Here is a 15535-nt window from a genome sequence, read left to right on the forward strand (position 1 = left end):
TCGAGTTTACCCGTTACAGTCCGCTGTCCAGCCATTGCTGTTGGGCATGGCGGGCACGCATCCGCCATAACTGCCAGGGCCGTTCCACCTGGCCTTCAATGGTTTTCTGCGTGGTTTCCATTTCCCCTTCGCTGAGAAATTCGATCGGGCCGAGGCGGCTTGCTTCCGCCTGAAGCCGGGCATTCACTTCCACATAAATGGCGCGGTACACAGCTTGTTTCAGTGTGGGAGCGACCACGGTTGAACCATGCCCACGCATCAGCACGACGGTGTTGTTGGCCAGTGTTGAAGACAGAGCCGCACCGAGTTTGGGGTTGGTGATCAGCAAATCGGTGGCATCGCCGGCGACATCGCGAATTTCAAAGATGGGCGCTTCGCGTCCGATGAAACCACTCATGTGACATAAAGGGCGCAGCGGGTTGGACTTTACCGCGCTGAAGGGCACGACAGAGGGCGAATGACTGTGTACAACGGCCATAATATCCGGCCGGGCGCGGAATATTTCTCCGTGAATATAGCGCTCCAGATAGACTTTCCGGGTATCGCCATCGACGACTTCACCGTCCAGATCAAATTCAATGATGTCTTCGCGCTTAACCAGTCCGGGGGCCATGTTGCGAGCGAGAAAATAGTGATCTGGTTTATCCGGGTGGCGCACACTGACGTGACCGAAGGCGTCGACGACACCCTCGTTGAACAGGATCAGGTTGGCATCAACCAAATCATCGAGCAGTTGCAGCACAGACGCTGAGTGGTGTTTCATTGTTGTTGGCCTCGTGGCTGTGGGCGTCCGGAGTCTATTTGGGAAATGCCCGCAAGGCTCGAAACGCTGGGGTTAAGGTTCAGTTGATCGGCCCGGTTGTGGGCGATCGGTTAAACGGGTGTGGCACCACGGCTTAGTCATTGCTGTCGATCTTACTTTCGGCCGCATTATCAATGGCAAGATTGTCGATCATCGCCAGCAACGTATTGCGCGTGGTGGTGCGATCCTCCTCGGACACACCGGCCAGAGCGACCCGGTTGACGTCTTCGGCCAATGGCGTCAAAACATCTTTGAGAGCCCGGCCCTTGTCGGTCAGAAAAATATGCAGTTTGCGCCGGTTGCCGTTGAGATGACGTCGTTCAATTAACTGTTTGGCTTCCATCGCTTTCAAGGCGGTGAACGTGGTCGGCTCCATAACACCGGCCTCTTCGCTGAGTTCACGCTGAGTGAGACCTTCGGTCACCCATAGAATTCGCAAAAATGACCAGTGTCCGAAGCTCACATCATGGTCTGCCAGGCGGCCCTGAAGGCTTTTGGCCAACAAACGGCTGGCGTCGCGCACCATATGCGCCATGCGGTCATTGGGCACATCGCGATGCCAGTGTTGCAATACGCTCTGGGTTTCCCGGTTATTGTTTGGTGCCATCTCGTACTTCCTTATCGGTGAGTTATCCCTTCTGCGGCGCAACGGGACACTGATGTTTCAGGTCGACCGCCTGTCCGGTTCGCGCTGACTCCAGCAGGGCGAAACAGACCTCCATGGTGGCCAGTCCCCAGGCTCCCGAATGAATCGGTGCCTGGTCGTGACGCACAGCGGCCACCCATTCATCGAGCACTTCGCGCCTCGGAATATCGGGTTCAGTTAAGGGTAAAGTACGGTGCGAGGTGTGACCATAAACTTCAATGCCTTTCGGGCCGGGTTTAAGGTCGGCCGCATCACAGCAAGCCAGAACAAAGCCAAAATGATTGTGGCCTATGCCCTGCAGAGAGGTGTCAGCCAGGCCCAGTGTGGTGCCATAGGCGCGTTGATTTTTAAGTGCCGCTTCGGCTTCCGGTGATTCAATGTCCGCCAGCGCCTTGCGGGCTTTGCCATAATCTCCGGCCGAACGGTGCTGGCCCAGCTCGCCGCGCCAGTCCAGCAGGGCATCGCTGTCGTAGTGGGCATAGCCACTGTAGGTCAGGGAGGCAAAAGCACCATTGGCGAAAGTCAGCAGAGCGCTGTAGGCGCCTTCGGTGGGCCGTTGCGGGTCCCATTGTCCGGTTTGTGCCATCACCCGGGTGACCTCGCCGCCACCGAGCAGGCGCACAATGTCGACCTGATGCGCCGCCTGGCTGTAGACGACACCCCCGCCCTGGGCAGTGTCGAGCTCTTCAGGACGACGCGGGCGATACAGAAAATCGGTGAAGTTCATCGCCTGGATCATGCGCACAGCCCCGACTTCGCCAGAGCGAATCAGCTCTGCGGTGCGCAGATAGGGTGTATCGAAGCTGTGGCTGTGCCCGACCAGCAACCATCGCCCGGCGGCTTGCATGGCGTCGATCATCGCCTGGCAGTCAGCCAGTGACAATGCCATCGGCTTTTCCACCAGAACATGCTTGCCCCAGCGTGCGGCGCATTCCACCTGTTCCCGGTGCAGGGCATGAGGCGAGGCGATATAAACGGCTTCTACGTCCGGGGCTTGGCACATGGCTTCAAAGGAGGTGTAAGTCTGGCCCTGAAAATCGGCCTCAAACCGGGCCCGGGCATCGTCTCTGGGGTCGGTCGCGGCGACCAGGCGGATGTTCGGGTGAGCGGCCAGGGTTGGCAGTAGCAACATAAAGCCTCGGCCGAGACCCGCAATGCCAACGCGCAGGGGGGCGACGGCACTCATTCAGGCAGTCCGATGACCAGACGCGGACTGCTGGCCCGGGAGACGCAGGGCATGATGTAGCGTTCCTGTTCCTGTTCGCTCAACACCAGGTCACGGTGATCGCCTTCGCCGTCCAGCAGGTCACAACGGCAGGTGCCGCAAGTGCCGCTTTCGCAGGAAGAAGGTACCTCGACGCCGTGGTCGGCCAGTGCTTCAAGCAAGGTTTGGTCGGTGCCGACGGTGATGACGTCTTCCTGCCCCTGAATCTGCACCTCGAACGGTTGATCATCGGGCTGGTGAGCGGCGTCGCTGGCGCCAAAGTCTTCAAAGTGCACACTGCTGGGCGACCAGTGCCCGGACATGTCGCGGACCTCTTCCATCAGAGCGCGGGGGCCACAACAGTACAGATAGGCTCCCTTGGGCTGCTCCAGGACGGGCCACAGGTCATAACGATTGTCGGCATCACCCTCGCTGTGGTGAATGATGACTTTGCCACGAAATTCGGGGCCACTGAGCGCTTCCAGAAACGCCGTTTGCCCGGCGTGACGACTCAGGTAATAGAGCTTCCAGGGTTTGGTGCTGGTTTGTATCAGGGTCTGAATCATTGAATACAGAGGGGTAATGCCGATGCCACCGGCGATGAATACATAGCGGCTGGGGTTGCCGGTGAGCGGAAAGTCGTTGATCGGGGCGGAGATCATAAAATGGTCTCCGATCTGGCTGTCATCGATCAGGCTGCGCGAGCCGCCTTTGCCCTCGGCTTCATATTTGACCACGATGACATAACGGTCGGTTGTGTCGGGCCCCTGGCACAGGGAATATTGCCGTTCCTCGCCACTGGGCACCTGAATCCGGATGTGAGCACCCGCTTCGGCCTCAGGCAGCTCGGCGTCATTCTGGGCGGTAAACTCAAACTGAACAATGCCGTCGGCCATGGGCGTCTTGGCTGACAGGGTAACCGCTAGGTCGAGGGGCAGATGGGCCATGGGGTGCAACCTCCAAATAAACTTATATATCTAAGATTATTGGCAGTGTTACCAAAATAAGAGATCATTGCAAGCCCGAATCCGCAGCGATGATCTGTTTCAGGTGTCGGCCGTGGTATGTCATTCCGTCTGGTTCTGCCACAAGGCGCACTTCGCAGCGCAATGGCGGTAGTCCTTGTCAACCTCATTTCTATGGGAACGTTAACCAAAGACGTAACCGCGATCGACTTGTCGATACGACTGGCGGTGGTGCATGAGAGTTGAGTGAATGGTTAAGTGTCTGTCAAACTGGCTACAAGCGTTTAAAAAAATAATTGTTTCATTGTTTAAGGCAAAGGTGGCCTGTTCATGTCTGTATTTCCATTTACTGACCTTTCCAACCTGGAACATCAGGACGCGCTGCCCGAGGCCTGCGATACGCTGATTATTGGAGGTGGTATCGCCGGAGTGATGAGCGCCTATTTTCTGGCGAAGCAGGGCCAGCACGTCGTGCTGTGCGAGAAAGGGCGCATTGCCGGTGAACAATCCTCCCGCAACTGGGGCTGGATCCGCCAGCAGGGTCGCCACCCGGCCGAACTGCCGATCATGGCGGAAGCCAACCGGCTGTGGCACCAACTGGCAGACGAAGTCGGAGAAGATATTGGCTTCAAAACCACCGGTATTCTGTACATGGCCTCCGATCAGGCTGAGCTTGAAACCTATGAGCGGTGGCTGCCTTTTGCCAGGCAGGCCGGGGTGGATAGCCGGGTGCTCAGCGCGCACAAGCTGGCCGAACATCTGCCCGGTGCCCGTGCCAGCTGGTTGGGCGGCTTATACACGCCCAGCGATGCCCGGGCCGAACCCTGGCTGGCAGTGCCCGCTCTGGCTCGGCTGGCAAAACGCGCAGGGGCATTATTGCGCGAACACTGTGCGGTGCGCGCTCTGGATATGTCTGGTGGCAAGGTAGCCGGAGTATGGACCGAGTTGGGCCGGGTTCGCTGCAATCAGGTCGTCTTGGCGGGCGGAGCCTGGTCGTCACTGTTTGCACGGTCTCAGGGGGTGGTGTTGCCGCAATTGAGCGTGCTGGCATCGGCCATGGCGACGAACCCGATGCCTGCCGGTTTCCCCGGAGGTGCGGCGGATCCCTCGCTAGCGTTCAGACCGCGAGCGGATGGCGGCTACACGATCGCACACGGCTTCTCTCACGACTTTTACCTGGGGCCGGACGCCTTCCGGCATTTTGCAGCCTTCAGGGAGCAGGTGAAGTCGGGCCTGAAAACCACCCGGTTACGCCTGGCCGCGCCCAGCGGGTTTCCCGATGCCTGGCGCACCCCACGCCGCTGGCCCGCCGATGAACAAACGCCTTTTGAGCGCATAAGAGTACTGAACCCTCAGCCCAACATGGCTACCCTGAATGCAGCTCTGGATCGTTTTGCAGAAGTCTGGCCACAACTGGGCCGACCCACCATCCGCCAGGCCTGGGCCGGCATGATTGACACACTGCCCGATGAAATTCCGGTGATTGACCGGGTATCTGATCTACCGGGGCTGATCATCGCTACCGGTCTCAGCGGTCATGGTTTTGGCATCGGCCCGGCCATTGGCCGTGTGGTGGCGGATTTGGTGATGGAGCGAGCTATTGGCCACGATTTAACGCCGTTTTCATTTGAGCGGTTTAAGCGAGGGCAGGTGTTGAAGCCGGGGCTGGCGTTTTAGCGGCGAACGAACAAGAAAGGGTTGAAGCAGTATTGTTCGGCACTTAACGACAAGCTTGCTCTGCATTTATCAGAGCAAGCTTGTCTATGCTGGTGCGTTGTTTTTTATGAATGTGATCGCTGGTGTAAGTCTTTTAATTCATCACTGTACCAGATCTTACGTTTGAAGCGCGGGTTCTTTGAAGACATGTCGATTTTGTAGGGATTTACTTCATCTGTTTGCGGAAATCCGAGCAAGGAGCACAGTTCCTGCGCCAGCCATTTTTCAATTTTTAGCACCACCAGTTTCTTGCGTAACCGGCCCTGTTCATCGCGGTTCAAAATGGTGGGCAGGGTGTTCAATGTCAGAATCTCATCGATGGCCGGGTGGGCCATACGCTCACGCCCTTCGTCACTGGCGTAAAAATGGGTGACGGCGAATACCAGTCGTTTCGGATTGATCTGTTTCAGGAACTGGCAGGACTTAACCACCGTGGAGCCGGTGCGTACCATGTCATCGAACAGGATCACGCTGGCATCTTCCAGGCCATCAAAAGTATGTTCGCTTTCCTTGTGCAAGGTTATTTCAACTTTGCGTTCGTTGGTGCGTTCTTTATCGAGCATGATGAACTTGGCTTTGCTCAGCCCCAGCGTATCGAACATTTGTTTTACGAAATCACGCGCGCCCTTGTCCGGTGCGCACAACACCAGGCCTTCACCGTTGTCGCCATAATTCAGGATGTCGGAATTCAATAAATAGTGCGCGTAGATTTCATAGGGAATCAGGTTGTGAAAATCGCCTTCGAACACGCTGGAGAAAATTTTCTGAACTGAACTGGAATGGTTGTGTACGGTGAGAACTGAATCGACCCCCGAGAGTTTTAACAGTTGGGCGTAAAGTTTGGCGGTAAAGGGCTGACCGTCGAATTTTTTAATGTCTTTAACGTCGCGTTCGAAATGGGTTTCACCCAAGTCTTTTCGTGGGCCTCTGTCTTGTGCGCTGTAAAACAAATCTGGTTCGACCAATACCACTTTTTTGGCGCCGTTTTCTTTAGCGGCCCGGGCGATGATCAAATTAGCCATGGCCAGTTCCTGGCGGCTCTTCAGGTGACTGCTGGTGCTGACGATGACCACAATCTTGCCATCCAGGGTATGACCGATGTTGTCCATATCGTGTTCATCGGAAATAAACCGGGGGCAGAATTCGGAGTTCATAAACTGTTTCATGCTGATTTTGTCAGCGATGTCTTCCAGTTGTCCGACGGCGTAGGCAATGTCGATGGCGAAGGGGTTATCGGCGACGTTGCTGACAACAACGACATTTCTTGACTGTTCAGTCGAAAAAGTCATGACGAGTCCTGTTTTTTAGGCGGCTGGGCAGAGGGCCGCCAGTTTAATATGGGAGGCAGGATTTCGATAGGGGCAATACAGGATTGGTAGGTATCAAACGGCGTCCGGTTGCTGAGCCGGCGCCGCATTTTTAAATTCTGGCAGGTTTCTGCAGTGGGTGGCAATGCGCACCAGGGTGGGGTAGGGGGTTACGTCGCATTTGAACCGTTCCGCGTTGAACATTTGCGGTACCAGGAACACATCAGCCAGGGTGGGTGTGTCGCCATGGCTGAAGCTGCCGGTTTCCGGTTCGTGGGCCAGGCGCGCTTCCAGGGCGGTAAAGCCTTTTGCGACCCAATGCTGGTACCAGGCGAGTTTGGTGGCTTCATCGACCCCAAGTTCATTGGTCAGGTATGCCAGTACCGACAGGTTGTTCAGCGGGTGCATTTCACAGGCGACCAGCATCGCCAATGAACGAACCCGGGCGCGGGCTTCCAGGCTTTCCGGCATTAGGGGCGGTTCCGGGTAGCGCTCCTCCAGGTATTCGCAGATCGCCATCGATTGGGACAGTGCGTTTCCGCTGTCGGTTTCCAGTACCGGCACCAAACCTTGGGGGTTACGGCTACGATGAGCGTCGAGCCGATGTTCGCCTTTGAGCAGGTTGACTGGGATCTGATCATAATCCAACCCTTTCAGGTTCAGGGCGATGCGCACCCGGAAGGCCGCTGACGATCGAAAGTAACTGTGCAATGTGAGCATGGAAAACGCCTTTTATGGTAGTCAGAGCAGTGTAGCCCATCGTTTCAGGGCTGGTGTTGCTTAACCTGCTGGTCGATCGCTCCGAAAATGCTGTCACCGTTCGGGTCGAACATTTCGATGCGTACCCGATCACCAAAGCGCATAAAGGGCGTTTTCGCCGCGCCGTGCAGAATGGTCTCGACCATGCGTAACTCGGCCAGGCAGCTGTAGCCAACGCCTCCGTCGGCAATCGGTTTACCCGGCCCGCCACTGGCATCCGGGTTGGAGACGGTGCCGGAGCCAATAACGGCACCTGCGCCCAGGTAGCGGGTTTTTGCCGCATGGGCGATAAGCTCAGGAAAGCCAAAGATCATATCCGGTCCGGCGTCGGGCTCGCCAAACTTTTCGCCATTGAGGTGCACGGTTAATGGACGATGTAAACGGCCGTCTTTCCAGGCGTCGCCGAGCTCGTCCGGGGTGACGCAGATCGGGGAAAAACTGGAAGCGGGTTTGGCCTGAAAGAAACCAAAGCCCTTGGCCAGTTCACCGGGAATCAGCGCACGCAGGCTAACATCGTTGACCAGCATCACCAGTTTGATGTGGCTGGCGGCTTGCTCGGGCGTTACGGCCATCGGCACGTCGTCGGTGATTACCGCAATTTCGCCTTCGAAATCAATGCCGTGCTCTTCACTGACGGCTTCGATGTCTTCGGTGGGTGATAAAAAGCAATCGCCACCACCCTGGTACATCAGCGGGTCAGTCCAGAATGTTTCCGGCATCTCGGCATTGCGCGCCTGGCGCACCAGTTTGACGTGGTTCAGGTAGGCGGAGCCATCGGCCCAGTGGTAGGTGCGCGGCAATGGTGAATGCAGGGCGCTTATATCCAGTGCGAAGGCGTCTTTGGCGGTGCCTGCGTTCAAAGCGGCGTAGCGTTCTTCCAGCTTTGGTGCAACCGTTGCCCAGTTCTCGATGGCCTGTTGCAGGGTGCTGGCGATGTCGGTGGCCGGTGCGGCCTGGGTTAGGTCCCGTGAGACCAGAATCAGGGTGCCGTCGCGGCCCGTGTTAAGAGTGGCAAGTTTCATAATGGTTTAATCCTGTAAGTCGTTAAGCGTGGACTGCCTGAAAGTGATTTTCTGTCAGCGTTGACTGGGGTCGAAATGAGCGGTCAGAGTCGACCAGGCGTTCACGTAATCCCGCTGACGGTGTTCGGTATTCAGGGCCGCTTCGGTAGCTTGAAAAACGTAGCGGCTCTCAAACATAAATGCCAGGGTGTTGCCCTGGTACTGGGGCGTTAATTCGGCTCCACTGGCTTTGGCAAAGGTGTCGGCATCTGGCCCGTGCGGCGACATGCAGTTGTGCAGACTGGCACCACCGGGCACAAAGCCTTCGGCTTTGGCGTCGTATTCGCCGTGGATAAGGCCCATGAATTCGCTCATCAAATTGCGGTGGAAATAGGGCGGGCGAAAGGTTTTCTCGGCGACCATCCAGCGCGGCGGGAAGATGACAAAATCGATGTTGGCCATACCCGGGGTGTCGGAAGCGGAGGTCAGCACGGTAAAGATTGACGGGTCCGGGTGGTCGAAACTGACGGTGTTAACGGTGTTAAACCGCGCCAGGTCGTATTTGTAGGGCGCGACATTGCCATGCCAGGCAACGACATCGAGTGGTGAATGGCCAAGGTCGGCGACCCAGAAACGACCCGAGAATTTGGCGACGAGCTCAAACTCGCCAGTCAGGTCTTCATAGGCGGCGATCGGGGCCAAAAAATCCCTGGGGTTGGCCAGCCCATTGGCGCCAATGGGCCCGAGGCCGGGTAACTCCAACGGGCTGCCGTAGTTTTCGCACAGGTAACCGCGTATCGCGTCGCACCCTTCACCCAGGCGAACCTGGAATTTAATGCCACGGGGTATCACTGCGATCTCGCCGCTGGCGACTTCCAGTACGCCCATCTCCGTGCGCAGAACCATCGTGCCCAGTTGCGGCACAATCAACAGCTCACCATCGGCATTATAGTAAAACCGGTGGGTCATATCAGTGTTAGCGGCATAGAGGTGAACACCGCACCCGGTTTGGGTACCAGCGTCGCCATTGACCGCCACGGTGAACAGACCGTCGATAAAATCGGTGGGTTCAGACGGGATCGGTAACGGATCCCAGCGCATTTGGTTCGGGTCGGCGGCCCTGGCCAGTGGGCCGGTCTCAACGTTCTGATCAGGTCGAGGCTGATAGGCCGATTGCAGCACGGACGGCCGAATCCGGTACAACCAACTGCGCAGGTTCTGGTGTCGCGGTGCGGTAAAGGCCGACCCCGAAAACTGCTCGGCGTATAAGCCGTAGGGGCAGCGTTGAGGCGAGTTCTGACCCAAAGGCAGCGCGCCCGGCAGTGCCTCGGTTGAGAACTGGTTGCGAAAGCCGCTTTGGTAGTCGTGTGAAGCCGTCATGCCCAGACCCTCAGATATTATGGTTGCAAATGAAACTATGCAAGCCAAGGGTAGCTCTGGTTGGTTTCATTTGCAACTAATTGCCAGGGTGTCGCTACGATGACTGCCAGGATTCCAGCCCCAACAATTTTCGCCCAAGGTCCGACAGCTCCGCTCTGGGGTAACGTGTCTGCTCCCAGCCACGTGGATCGCCGGGGAACGCATAACCCTGAGGGGGAAGACGGTCGCGCCAGGAATTTATGCGCCAGTCCCGTACCTCTGTGTTGTCTTCCTCGGCTGGCACCATGGCGATGTATTGCGCCAGGCGTACGGTATCTGACTGATTCGGGCGAATACCGTGAGCGAGCAGGCTGTTGAAGATCAGCAGATCGCCGGCTTTCATCGGCACAAATTCGGTTGGGTAGCCGCAATCCTGCCCGGGCGAGAACGGGTCCCGGTCGGCTGGGGCCTGGCGTCGCCAGTCATCAAAGTGTTCGAATAGCTGGGGTACACACTGGAAACCACCGGTTTCTGGCGTGGTGTCACTCAGCGCCAGTACCCCCTGAACGTTGACCGGTAACGGGTCGAGCGTGGTGTTGGCATCCCAGTGAATGAAACCCGAAAAGGCCCGGCCAGAACGGTTAGGCGGGTTCAGATTGGCCCGGTCGATGGTGACCCAAAGGTCTTCACGGTCCCAGATATCGACAAAAGCATCGTATACCCGAGGCGTCTGCCGGTTCGCCCACAGCAGTGGGTGGTTGTAGGCCTCCACCATGCCACTGTTGTTCAATTCGACCATCGCATGGTCCCGGCGTTGTGGTGCATACCAGCTGTCCGGATCATCGGGCGACATTTCCTGAAATTCCCAGAGAAAGTTGGCGGTCGCAGCGACTTGTTCCGGCGTAATGGCCTGGTGAATCACGACATAGCCATAACGCTGCCAGTGGGCCCAGTCGGCCTCGCTGAGAACGCGCAGTGGTTGTTGTTTAACGATACTGGCCAGCGGTGGATGCTCCTGGCTGCCAACGCTGTTGTTGCCGGGTTGCTGATCGCCAAAGCCATAACGGTTTTTTATTGAGGTCATGGGGTTTCTCCTGTGAATCCATGACAACAGCCTAACGCCGAAGAAAACCGCCAGGCGATGACTTTGGGGCAAAAACCGATACTATTTGCTCAATATCAGTGGCAATATCGAATCGATAGCGTAATAACTCAAGTTTCGGAGTTCAGGGTTATTCGGGTGGTCATCGTCCGCTTCGGCTACCGGTAGTACCTCTGCGGGGTCGGCGTGAATCCGTCCATGGAGCCTAGACCGCAACATCCGTGTTGCGGACTCCCCCGCAGAGGCACCACCGGCATCCGCCGCTCACACTGTGCGAACTCCGAAACTTGAGAAATAAAAGGGTACCCGTCAATGAAAGCCCAATTCGAACGTATTCAACACCCGGACGATGCCTCCTGGCGGTTCTTTCTGCGCGAGCTCGATGAATTGCCGTTTGAATGGCATTACCACCCGGAGTACGAGCTGACGCTGACGGTGAACAGCCAGGGTGAGCGTTATATTGGTGATCACATCGAAGCCTACCAAAGCGGTGACCTGGTGTTGCTTGGCCCCAACTTGCCACACAGCTGGGCCAGCCAGAAACCCGCGCAAACTGGCTCTCACAGGGTCTATGTGCTCTGGTTTCGCCAGGCCTGGGTCGATGGCCTGGCCCGGCAATTTCCGGAATTCGCGTCGCTCGCCACCTGGCTGGACCGATCGCGACGAGGGCTTGCCTGGTCGCATGATCTCGCTAAGGCGCTGGAGCCTTTGTTTGAGCAATTACCCGGTGCCAGTGCGGCTCGTCGTCTGACGTTGCTGCTCGATATTCTTACCGCCCTTCAGGAAGAAGCCCCGCGTACGCTGGCGTCGGCTCGGTTTCATGGCGAGACGCTGGCCGAACCCGCGCAGCGGGAATTGAGCCCGATACTGGATAGCTTGCATCGCGATTTTCGCGAGCCGCTGCGGGTGCCCGCACTGGCGCGAGAGCATCATATGAGCGTCAGTACGCTGAACCGGGTGTTTCGCCGACAGATGAATCAGAGCTTGCACCAGTACCTGACACACATTCGCCTCGGCCATGCCTGCGCCGACCTGATTCGGACCGAACGCCCGGTCAGTCTGGTGGCTGAACAGAGCGGTTTCGCCAACTTGTCCAATTTCAATCGGCTGTTCAGGCAATACAAAGGCGTAACACCGCGCCAGTTTCGCCGGAAATTTCAGCAGGCGGTGGTCGTGGGAGCGCCCTCATTGCTTGCGGGCTCGATGGAATACTAGTTGAGAGTAGCTACTGGTATTTATCCAGCAGGGCATCAAGCCGTTTGATAAAGTTTTCAGTGGCCCGGGCGTTGGGGCTGTCGACCGAAAAGGATTGGTGAAACATCAGAGTTAAGGTGACTGCACCGTCACTGAGCGTAACGGTGTATCCATCGACACCCGTATTGGCGACCAGTCCATCAAGTTCATAGCCCTCGTCGGTTTTTGTTCCATTGTCGATCACGGTCTGGAAGGCACGCAGTGCGTTGCCAGCCTCGATTTTTTCAGACATAGGTGTGTCTTTAAGTGATGCATTCGCGTCTAGTCTAGTGCAGCCAACCCGGTCTTCCCAATCACATCTTCAACCTGAGAACCTGGGCAAGCGGCTGATCACCATCGCAGCAACCAGTGACAAACCGCCGGTGACCACCCAGGTCCATTCCCAACCACCGCTGCGGCTGGCGACCAGCGCGACCAGGGGCGGGCCAGCGAACTGACCGAGTGAAGACCACTGCTGCATCCAACCAACGGTCGTGGACACGGTGTCTTCACTGGGAGCCAGCCGCACGGCGAGTGAGAACAGCACGCCGGGAATAACACCGCCGACCATGGAAAACAGCAATACCGCTAGGTAGCGCACCAGCGGCGCAGTGTCGGTCAGGCTGGAAAAGGCGAGCAGGGTGCCGAGGCTCATCACACCAAAGCCGGTGTACAACAAATGCCGTGCCTGAATGCCACGATGCAACAAATAGCCGGAAGCGAGATTGCCCACTACGTTGATCAGGGCCACCAGCGCCGTTAGCGGGCCGATCAGCAAGACGCTGAAACCGGCCTGGCGATAGATGGACGGCAGAAACCCAATCACCGAGAGCCATTGGCTGGAATACATCGCAAAGATAATGGCAATCAGCCAGGGACCGGGCGCGGCCAGCGTATTGGCCGGGCGTTGCCACCAGGGGGCGGAGCGGGAAGCCGCGTTGGCTGGCTTGGATTGAGCCGTTTGGTCGGCGGGCACGGCGAACCACACCCAAGCCAGCATGATCATTGTGATCAAAGCCAGTACACGCCACCAGCCTTGCCAGCCAGCGGCCTCAATCACCCAGGGTGCCGTCAACAGGGCCAGGCTGGTGCCAAAGCCCATATAACAGCCCCACAATCCGAGTCGCTGACTGAGCTTTTCGACTGGAACCTGGCGTCGAATTAAGCCCGGAGCAGGCAAAACCACCAGCAGAAAACCCAGCCCCTCGACGGCACGCAAAGCGAGTAACGCCGATACCGATGTCGCCTCGCCACCAAGCAAGCTGGCCAGCGCCAGAATGGCCAGCCCGGCCAGTATACTGCGCCGTAAACCAACCGTATCGGATGCCATCCCAACCAGTAAACCCACCGTCATGCCCGCCAGTTGCACCAGCGACAACATAAAGCCCGCTTGCAGCAATGTGATGCCAAGCGATGCTTCAAGAGCTGTAATCGCCGGCGGTAATTTTCCCAGATGCAGGGCCGCGGTAACACCGGCGATGATAACAACCAGCTCGGATGGAAAGCGTGAATGCAGCATAACAACAGGAAGCCTGAACCATGAGGACAATAACAAAGCCGGTACTTTATCAGCTCGGACCCGGCAGACAACCATAACATCCGGGTCTAAGCTGGCCCAGGGTGGGCTCAGGCACTAGGCTTGTAGTACTGACGCTGGAGTTTGTCTCGCCCGAGGAGCGCGAGAAAATGAACCGGTATTAACTGCACGATACGGAGTGTATTTTCCGTAAAGGGGAGGGCCTGGCTGGCTGGCGACACCACAGGCTAAGATGACACCTCGGTGATCAGTGCCATGGTGCGTTCCCAGGCAACCTTTGCCGAAACCGGTTCATAGGAATCGCGTATATCGCAGTTGAAACCATGGCCAGCAGCGTAGGTATAGACCGGGAGCTTGGGCTGCTTGCTACGTACTGTGTCGACGTTCTCCATCGGGATACTCGCGTCTTGTTCTCCAAAGTGCAGGATGGTTGGACACAGGGGGGATTCATCGGCAAATTCCGGAATCCGACCGCCGTAGTAACTGACCGCACAGGCGAGGTCGGTATTGCGGGTTGCGATCTTGTAAGCCAGCGAGCCGCCCAGGCAAAAACCAATAACTGAGACTGTCCCGCGGGTTTTGAAATGGTCGATAGTCGCGGTGATATCCAGCAATGCTGCATCAACACTGAAGTTGGCGAGCAACTCACGACCGCGAACCACGTCTTCGGGTGCATAGCCCGCTTCATAACCGGGTTGTAACCGGTCGAACAGCGCCGGGGCTGCGGCGATGAAACCGGCCTCAGCCAGCCGGTCGCAGACCGAGCGTATGTGAGGGTTCACACCAAAGATTTCCTGCAAGACGATGACGACGCTTCGCGGGGTATGTTTGGGCTCGACGACGTAAGCCCTAAAGTGATGCTGGTCACTGGCGGTCAGCTCCTGAAAGTGCGACATGATAAATATCCTTGTGCTGTTCGGGTGGCTATCAGTGTAGCCAGCTTTATGAACACTGGGCAGACTCAGGGTTGCAACTTAGCGTTCCCGGGGCATATACCCATCAACCAGGCACTCTCCGATGCCCGGTAATAGCTGAGCTTATCTGGTGCATAGCGGATGAAATGGCAGGCAAAAAAAAGCACGGGACGATCGCTCGGCCCGTGCAAAATAACAACACAACAACGACAAAGAGGAGAGCTTGCGCCAGCGTGGTGTTTGTCAGGTCACCACGCCGTCATGAAATTCGGGTGCTCAGGCGTTGCTCGGGGTGGCACTTGAACCAAAGAGGTTGTGAATGCCACGACGCAACGATATGAAAAAGTCGCCCGCCTGGGTGCGCAGGTATTCGTTGCGCAATCTCATCGCTTCGCGCTCATAGTAGGCAACGTCAACATTGCCAAAACGGTCTGTCACGATGGTGGTTTCCGCAGTCTGGTTGGTCATCAAATACTCCTCGGCTTGAAGCCTGTATGCGTGGGAGGGAAACCTGTTTTTGGGTGCCCTCTTCAATTGCTGCGCATGATAATAAGTTGACCGCTTAGTCACAAACGATCAAATTTCAGCCCATGAATTAGAAAAAGTATTTCATGCGGGTTTGGATTAAGATCGCCTAGCTGTTCGAATATGACCCTTGCTAATGCATGAATCTAATTCACCTGTGGCATGAAAACCCATCGTTTGTGACCGACCGCTTGCCTCCCTATTATATGTCTCATTGAAGGCCGCAGCGCCTAACCGATCAAGCACATGACATTGTCTGGAGGCAAACATGGCACACTCAAACGAAACCGAATTTAAAGCAGTAACCGATTCCTGGGGCAACCTGGATGTGGCTTTCTACGAAGCCGAAGCCATGAAAATGCGCAACGAATACCTGCGCGAAGGCGTTCTGCGCGGGCTGGCTGCCGCCAAAGAAGCCGTTGCCTCCTGGTTCAGCGCTCCTTCTCGTACACACAGCGCCTGATC

The 15535-nt window shown here is 56.9% G+C and carries 16 protein-coding genes; 3 read left to right on the top strand and 13 right to left on the bottom strand.

The genetic code is table 11. From position 1 onward, the window contains the following. Nucleotides 1-13: 13 nt before the first annotated feature. The 4 genes from WEB54_RS08705 to WEB54_RS08720 form a co-directional block, all read right to left on the bottom strand. Nucleotides 14-763, bottom strand: a complete 750-nt coding sequence (locus WEB54_RS08705) for a class II aldolase/adducin family protein (protein WP_368055123.1) — start codon at nucleotides 761-763, stop codon at nucleotides 14-16. Between the two features lie 133 nt (nucleotides 764-896). Beyond that, complete coding sequence (locus tag WEB54_RS08710) at nucleotides 897-1409, bottom strand: MarR family winged helix-turn-helix transcriptional regulator (protein WP_368055125.1); 513 nt, start codon at nucleotides 1407-1409, stop codon at nucleotides 897-899. A gap of 22 nt (nucleotides 1410-1431) precedes the next feature. Continuing rightward, a complete protein-coding gene (locus tag WEB54_RS08715) occupies nucleotides 1432-2634 on the bottom strand; it encodes a Gfo/Idh/MocA family protein (protein WP_368055126.1) in 1203 nt (400 codons plus the stop codon). Continuing rightward, on the bottom strand, nucleotides 2631-3599 hold the full coding sequence (locus WEB54_RS08720) for a 2Fe-2S iron-sulfur cluster-binding protein (RefSeq protein WP_368055128.1): 969 nt from the start codon (nucleotides 3597-3599) through the stop codon (nucleotides 2631-2633). Before WEB54_RS08720 ends, WEB54_RS08715 begins: the two co-directional genes overlap by 4 nt. Before the next feature lie 348 nt (nucleotides 3600-3947). On the opposite strand from WEB54_RS08720, the gene WEB54_RS08725 reads away from it, so the two are divergent. Further along, nucleotides 3948-5294: an NAD(P)/FAD-dependent oxidoreductase gene (locus tag WEB54_RS08725; RefSeq protein ID WP_368055129.1), complete on the top strand. Its 1347-nt coding sequence runs from the start codon at nucleotides 3948-3950 to the stop codon at nucleotides 5292-5294. Between the two features lie 104 nt (nucleotides 5295-5398). On the opposite strand, the gene WEB54_RS08730 is transcribed toward WEB54_RS08725, so the two are convergent. The 5 genes from WEB54_RS08730 to WEB54_RS08750 all read right to left on the bottom strand — a co-directional run bounded on the left by WEB54_RS08730 (nucleotide 5399) and on the right by WEB54_RS08750 (nucleotide 10843). Beyond that, nucleotides 5399-6622, bottom strand: coding sequence for a phosphoribosyltransferase family protein (locus tag WEB54_RS08730; protein ID WP_368054974.1), 1224 nt, complete (start codon nucleotides 6620-6622; stop codon nucleotides 5399-5401). A 93-nt stretch (nucleotides 6623-6715) separates the two neighbouring features. Continuing rightward, nucleotides 6716-7360 (bottom strand): maleylacetoacetate isomerase, encoded by a 645-nt coding sequence (gene maiA, locus WEB54_RS08735; RefSeq protein WP_368054976.1) that lies wholly within the window; start codon nucleotides 7358-7360, stop codon nucleotides 6716-6718. Nucleotides 7361-7404: 44 nt separating this feature from the next. After that, entirely contained in the window at nucleotides 7405-8421 is a 1017-nt protein-coding gene (locus tag WEB54_RS08740; RefSeq protein ID WP_368054978.1) for a fumarylacetoacetate hydrolase family protein, read from the bottom strand. 54 nt (nucleotides 8422-8475) lie between these two features. Beyond that, a complete protein-coding gene (gene hmgA, locus WEB54_RS08745; protein WP_368055131.1) occupies nucleotides 8476-9780 on the bottom strand; it encodes a homogentisate 1,2-dioxygenase in 1305 nt (434 codons plus the stop codon). Nucleotides 9781-9874: 94 nt separating this feature from the next. Next, nucleotides 9875-10843 (bottom strand): phytanoyl-CoA dioxygenase family protein, encoded by a 969-nt coding sequence (locus tag WEB54_RS08750; protein WP_368054982.1) that lies wholly within the window; start codon nucleotides 10841-10843, stop codon nucleotides 9875-9877. 330 nt (nucleotides 10844-11173) lie between these two features. On the opposite strand from WEB54_RS08750, the gene WEB54_RS08755 reads away from it, so the two are divergent. Further along, a complete protein-coding gene (locus tag WEB54_RS08755; RefSeq protein WP_368054984.1) occupies nucleotides 11174-12076 on the top strand; it encodes a helix-turn-helix domain-containing protein in 903 nt (300 codons plus the stop codon). A 10-nt stretch (nucleotides 12077-12086) separates the two neighbouring features. Here WEB54_RS08755 and WEB54_RS08760 read toward each other — a convergent pair whose 3' ends face one another. The 4 genes from WEB54_RS08760 to WEB54_RS08775 all read right to left on the bottom strand — a co-directional run bounded on the left by WEB54_RS08760 (nucleotide 12087) and on the right by WEB54_RS08775 (nucleotide 15013). Then, nucleotides 12087-12347: a DUF3081 family protein gene (locus tag WEB54_RS08760; RefSeq protein WP_368054986.1), complete on the bottom strand. Its 261-nt coding sequence runs from the start codon at nucleotides 12345-12347 to the stop codon at nucleotides 12087-12089. 69 nt (nucleotides 12348-12416) lie between these two features. Next, entirely contained in the window at nucleotides 12417-13613 is a 1197-nt protein-coding gene (locus WEB54_RS08765) for a CynX/NimT family MFS transporter (RefSeq protein ID WP_368054988.1), read from the bottom strand. A gap of 245 nt (nucleotides 13614-13858) precedes the next feature. Beyond that, a complete protein-coding gene (locus tag WEB54_RS08770) occupies nucleotides 13859-14527 on the bottom strand; it encodes a dienelactone hydrolase family protein (protein ID WP_368054990.1) in 669 nt (222 codons plus the stop codon). A 294-nt stretch (nucleotides 14528-14821) separates the two neighbouring features. Next, the gene (locus WEB54_RS08775) at nucleotides 14822-15013 is read right to left on the bottom strand and encodes an RSP_7527 family protein (protein WP_368054992.1); all 192 of its coding nucleotides are present in this window, start codon (nucleotides 15011-15013) and stop codon (nucleotides 14822-14824) included. Between the two features lie 325 nt (nucleotides 15014-15338). Here WEB54_RS08775 and WEB54_RS08780 point away from each other — a divergent pair, with 325 nt between their 5' ends. Continuing rightward, nucleotides 15339-15533, top strand: a complete 195-nt coding sequence (locus WEB54_RS08780; RefSeq protein WP_368054994.1) for an RSP_7527 family protein — start codon at nucleotides 15339-15341, stop codon at nucleotides 15531-15533. The last annotated feature ends 2 nt before the right edge of the window (nucleotides 15534-15535 follow it).

This window comes from Saccharospirillum sp. (genome assembly GCF_040881935.1).
Classification (GTDB): Bacteria; Pseudomonadota; Gammaproteobacteria; order Pseudomonadales; family Natronospirillaceae; genus Saccharospirillum.

Excerpts from the sequence above, each read along its gene's own strand:
- WEB54_RS08705 (WP_368055123.1), bottom strand. The coding sequence starts at position 763 with ATGAAACACCACTCAGCGTCTGTGCTGCAACTGCTCGATGATTTGGTT.
- WEB54_RS08710 (WP_368055125.1), bottom strand. The coding sequence starts at position 1,409 with ATGGCACCAAACAATAACCGGGAAACCCAGAGCGTATTGCAACACTGG.
- WEB54_RS08715 (WP_368055126.1), bottom strand. The coding sequence starts at position 2,634 with ATGAGTGCCGTCGCCCCCCTGCGCGTTGGCATTGCGGGTCTCGGCCGA.
- WEB54_RS08720 (WP_368055128.1), bottom strand. The coding sequence starts at position 3,599 with ATGGCCCATCTGCCCCTCGACCTAGCGGTTACCCTGTCAGCCAAGACG.
- WEB54_RS08725 (WP_368055129.1), top strand. The coding sequence starts at position 3,948 with ATGTCTGTATTTCCATTTACTGACCTTTCCAACCTGGAACATCAGGAC.
- WEB54_RS08730 (WP_368054974.1), bottom strand. The coding sequence starts at position 6,622 with ATGACTTTTTCGACTGAACAGTCAAGAAATGTCGTTGTTGTCAGCAAC.
- maiA (WP_368054976.1), bottom strand. The coding sequence starts at position 7,360 with ATGCTCACATTGCACAGTTACTTTCGATCGTCAGCGGCCTTCCGGGTG.
- WEB54_RS08740 (WP_368054978.1), bottom strand. The coding sequence starts at position 8,421 with ATGAAACTTGCCACTCTTAACACGGGCCGCGACGGCACCCTGATTCTG.
- hmgA (WP_368055131.1), bottom strand. The coding sequence starts at position 9,780 with ATGACGGCTTCACACGACTACCAAAGCGGCTTTCGCAACCAGTTCTCA.
- WEB54_RS08750 (WP_368054982.1), bottom strand. The coding sequence starts at position 10,843 with ATGACCTCAATAAAAAACCGTTATGGCTTTGGCGATCAGCAACCCGGC.
- WEB54_RS08755 (WP_368054984.1), top strand. The coding sequence starts at position 11,174 with ATGAAAGCCCAATTCGAACGTATTCAACACCCGGACGATGCCTCCTGG.
- WEB54_RS08760 (WP_368054986.1), bottom strand. The coding sequence starts at position 12,347 with ATGTCTGAAAAAATCGAGGCTGGCAACGCACTGCGTGCCTTCCAGACC.
- WEB54_RS08765 (WP_368054988.1), bottom strand. The coding sequence starts at position 13,613 with ATGCTGCATTCACGCTTTCCATCCGAGCTGGTTGTTATCATCGCCGGT.
- WEB54_RS08770 (WP_368054990.1), bottom strand. The coding sequence starts at position 14,527 with ATGTCGCACTTTCAGGAGCTGACCGCCAGTGACCAGCATCACTTTAGG.
- WEB54_RS08775 (WP_368054992.1), bottom strand. The coding sequence starts at position 15,013 with ATGACCAACCAGACTGCGGAAACCACCATCGTGACAGACCGTTTTGGC.
- WEB54_RS08780 (WP_368054994.1), top strand. The coding sequence starts at position 15,339 with ATGGCACACTCAAACGAAACCGAATTTAAAGCAGTAACCGATTCCTGG.